This is a genomic window from Candidatus Poribacteria bacterium (genome assembly GCA_021295715.1).
In the GTDB taxonomy this organism is placed as follows: domain Bacteria; phylum Poribacteria; class WGA-4E; order WGA-4E; family WGA-3G; genus WGA-3G.
Genome location: JAGWBV010000106.1, coordinates 1 through 4,347, shown reverse-complemented (window position 1 = coordinate 4,347; position 4,347 = coordinate 1). Strand labels below are relative to the sequence as shown.

Annotated in this window: 3 protein-coding genes; all 3 read left to right on the top strand. The window is 48.3% G+C overall.

From position 1 onward, the window contains the following. A partial coding sequence (locus J4G07_19870; GenBank protein ID MCE2416249.1) for a M28 family peptidase occupies nucleotides 1-2,730 on the top strand: 2,730 nt, incomplete at its 5' end. Between the two features lie 172 nt (nucleotides 2,731-2,902). Continuing rightward, nucleotides 2,903-3,874: an IS982 family transposase gene (locus J4G07_19865; GenBank protein ID MCE2416248.1), complete on the top strand. Its 972-nt coding sequence runs from the start codon at nucleotides 2,903-2,905 to the stop codon at nucleotides 3,872-3,874. 72 nt (nucleotides 3,875-3,946) lie between these two features. Continuing rightward, nucleotides 3,947-4,339: an ABC transporter substrate-binding protein gene (locus J4G07_19860; GenBank protein ID MCE2416247.1), complete on the top strand. Its 393-nt coding sequence runs from the start codon at nucleotides 3,947-3,949 to the stop codon at nucleotides 4,337-4,339. The last annotated feature ends 8 nt before the right edge of the window (nucleotides 4,340-4,347 follow it).

Here is a 4,347-nt window from a genome sequence, read left to right as displayed (position 1 = left end):
TTCTACCAAATCTATCTTTTAGACTTACTAACAGGCGATACACACCGCGTCTCATCCGGTTTGGGGAAGACAACCTGTGCTTTCTTCCGTCCAGGGACCGATGAAGTGCTTTACGCTTCGACCCACCACGATGCTTTTGCGAAAGCGAAGCAGGAAGAGGAATTGAAATTCCGGGCATCTGGACAAGAAAGACGCTACAGTTGGGATTACGATGAAAAGATGGACATCTTCTCGGCAAACCGAGAGGGTAGTAACCTCAGGCAACTAACAAACACGCCCGGCTACGATGCTGAAGCCGCATATTCACCTGATGGCAAACGTATCGTTTTCTGTTCGCTACGGAACGCATATCCGAAAAGCCAACTCTCCGCAAAGGATCTGAAACAACTGGAAATCGATCCTGCCTATTTCGGCGAAATTTATATCATGAACGCCGACGGATCCGATCAAATCCAATTAACGGATTCTCCGGGCTACGATGGCGGTCCTTTCTTTACGCCCGATGGAGAGCACATTGTTTGGCGACACTTTACACCCGACGGCAGCGAAGCCGACATCTACACAATGCGGATAGATGGTTCTAATAGACGGCGACTCACCGACTTCGATAGCATGTCTTGGGCACCCTACTTCCACCCGAGTGGGGCATACGTTATCTTTGCTTCCAACAAACTTGGATTCTCTAATTTTGAACTATACCTCGTCGATGGGAGAGGTAGACATGAACCCGTTCGTGTTACCACAACTGATGGGTTTGACGGGCTACCCGTCTTTTCACCGGACGGCAGCCGTTTGTGCTGGACCTCGAATCGGAACAGTCAAGAAGTTTCGCAACTTTACCTTGCCGATTGGAACCATGAAGCTGCACTGAAAGCAGTTACATCCGCACCAAGAAGCCACAACTCACCCGGGTATCCCATCCAAACGGTTGCTGACTCTGAATCCATTAAAAAAACGAGTATCCGTCAACATATTGAATTGCTTGCCGACGATGCCCTTGAAGGTAGGATGACCGGTTCAGAAGGCGCGAAACGTGCAGCGGATCATATCGCCACCCATTTTGAAGAACTTGGTCTCAAGCCTATCGGTGATGAAGTGAGTTACTTACGAGGGTTTGGGCAAACCTTTGAATTCACTGCAGGCAGGCGGATTATATCGGAGGAAAACCGGTTCTACATCACACGTCACGCGCATGGAGCCGAACAGGAATTAGAATTCAGCGTGGAACAGGACTTTCAGCCGCTCTCTTTCTCGCGTAATGGTATCGTTGAAGGTGAAGTTGTCTTCGTTGGATACGGGTTAACCGTCCCCGGCGAGTTGGGTGAAGGATATGACGTTTATACCGGGTTAGACGTGAAGGACAAAATTGTCGTTGCCCTCCGCTATGTCCCTGAAGAGGTTGACCCGGAACGTCGCCAACAACTGAATCGGTATGCGGGTCTTCGATACAAGGCGATGCAGGCACGGGAGCACGGCGCGAAGGCATTTCTCGTCGTCGCTGGTCCGAACTCCCCCAACACGGGTAAATTGATTCCGCTTGATTTCGATAGTAGCCTTGCTGATTCTGGAATTGTCGCTGCATCCATAAGTGATACTGTGGCAAATGCCCTCTTTGCAACATCCGGCAAGGATTTGAAAGAGGTTCAATCAGAACTTGATATAGAGAATCCACACTTCGTTGGACAATTTCCGTTACCCGATGTCAAGATTAAGATTGTCGTTTCGGTTGAGAAAGTTAAGAAAACCGATCAGAATGTCATCGCGCTTCTCCCACCACAATTAACAGATGACACCGAGTACATCGTTGTCGGTGCGCACTATGACCATATCGGCTATGGTGAAATCGGTTCATTGGCTCGGAAAGATGAGGAGGGACAGATTCACAACGGCGCAGATGATAATGCCTCTGGCACCGCTGTCGTTTTAGAATTGGCGATGACACTCAGTGAAGCGTTCCAAGCACATCCCGAAAAATTTAACAGAGGCGTTATCTTCGCTCTCTGGTCGGGAGAGGAACTTGGTCTCATCGGGTCTACCCACTTTGTCAACCATCCAATCGTTCCCTTAGATAAGGTAGTGGCGTACGTCAATTTCGATATGGTGGGGCGACTCCGTGAAAACAAACTCATTTTACAAGGTATCGGTTCGTCACCTATGTGGACGAAACTCATTGAAAAGCGGAATGTTCCCATCGGCTTTAATTTAACATTACAAACCGATCCGTATCTGCCGACGGACGTGACCGCTTTCTACCCGAAAGAGGTACCGGTGCTTAGTTTTTTCACCGGTGGACACGAAGACTATAACCGTCCAACGGATGATATAGAAACGCTCAATTATGACGGACTTGCGCGGATCTCTCAATTAGCACATGGTATTGTTTTAGATGTGATCAGTACCCCTGAACGTCCGGAATATGTTCAGGTCGAACGGAGCCAGTCAGAAGGAGGAAGCCGCGATACGCTGCGTGCATATCTTGGCACGATTCCTGACTATACGACGGAAGGCACCGGCGTTAAACTCTCTGGGGTTCGCGCTGGCGGTCCCGCTGATAAAGCCGGTTTGAAGGGTGGCGATGTTATCGTGGAATTTGGAGGGCAGAAGATCGCTAACATCTACGACTATACCTATGCCCTTGATGCTGTGAAAATTGGAGTACCCGTTGAAGTTGTTGTTTTACGAGATGGAGAACAGGTAAAACTGACAGTTACTCCTGAGGCACGTAATTGATTTTACACCGAAACTTATCATATCTCATATCGTAACGATAGGTGTCACTACTTCAATCTTTTAAGTCTTATTGAAGTATACATATTAACGCCTTGTGCTAAATAGAATTTAGGTTGAATATGTCCATCCTTATGTTATCCTATAAGTTCAGCTAACCAAAGGAGACATAAGGATGGAGTTACAGTCTACTTTAAAAGCATACGCATTACAACTGAAAAATGTTCCGCGCATGCTCGTAGCAGTCGCAGGCGTGGTTCAGAAGATGATGAAAACGCTTTATGATGCCCACTTTCCCGATGCGGAGAACCGCAGACCCGGTCGGAATCCGGAGTGTCCCGACAGCGACATTCTCGCTATCGGATGGCTGCTTGAATACATGACAGAAGACAGTGAAAACACGGGGTATCCGCGCTTGAAAGCAGCACTGGAAACCGTTTTCAGGTCTTTACCCGAAAGGTCGCGCTTCAATCGCAGAAGACGCAATCTTTCGACGGCGAGCGAGGTGCTGCGTCGGGCATTGACGGGCTACCTTCCCAAGACAGATGTGTTTATCGTTGACTCTTTCCCGATACCGATTTGCGACTTCAAACGCGCCAAAGCTTCAAGGTCTGATCTGAAATGGGAAACCGACGCTTCAGGGACGCTTGCGACTTATGGACACTGTGCGACGAAAAGTCTCGGGACGTTCTTGGGGTTTCGCGGGCACGTGATCACTACAGGGACGCGAGCACCGGTTGATTTTGCGATTGCTTCAGCGAATATAGATGACCGAGACGTGCTCCCTTTGCTGTCTGAAAGGGGCAGGTATCCGGTGCTTCTTGGGGACAAAGGGTATATTTCGGGGTCCCTCCAAGAGGCGTTATTGGAAACCGAAAATACCTGTTTGCTCCCAACGCTGCGAAGCAATCAGAAGCATCAATATCCCAAGACTTTCAGGAAACTCCAAGTTCGGGTGCGCAGACGCATTGAGACGACGATCGGTCAACTCACTGAACAGTTCGGCGTGTCTCGGGTGCGTGCCCGGACGCAGTGGGGACTTCAGACCCGAATGAGCAATAAGTTCGGTGCTTCTCTGCTCGGAGTTTTCTTGAATCACTGTCTCGGACGTTCTTTGATGAAACTCAAAGACCTCGTGCTCGCATAACCAAAAATCTATGAAAGTCTAATTAGCACAAGCCGTGAATTTATCTTTCGAGCGAGTCCCGCTACGGATGTCGTGATTCCTATTGGTGTTAAAGTGACCGAAGAGAAACTCGGATACCAGCGGGTAGCAACGATATCAGATACAGTCGACTTCGCTTCTCGGAATAGCGAAGAAATATATAGGGAAGTTTTCGCCGATAGCAACATTGAAGTGCTGACCACGGAGATTTTTGAAACGGGTGATACTGACTTTTCCGCCCAATTAACTCGAATAATGGAGTTGAGCCCGGACGCGATCTTTGTTTCAGCGCAACAGATAGAGGTTATTAAGATTCTTATCCAAGGACGTGAACTTGGAATTTCTGCTGATATTCCGTTTATTAGTCGTGTCCTTTCTATACTAAAGTTTGGACAATATTTCAGAATTCAAGCTGCCTTTTCAAAAGGCAGGGTCATATCTTGTTGAGAATCGGT

Bases quoted from the DNA above. Each gene is read 5' to 3' on its own strand.
- J4G07_19865 (MCE2416248.1), top strand. From the start codon at position 2,903: ATGGAGTTACAGTCTACTTTAAAAGCATACGCATTACAACTGAAAAAT.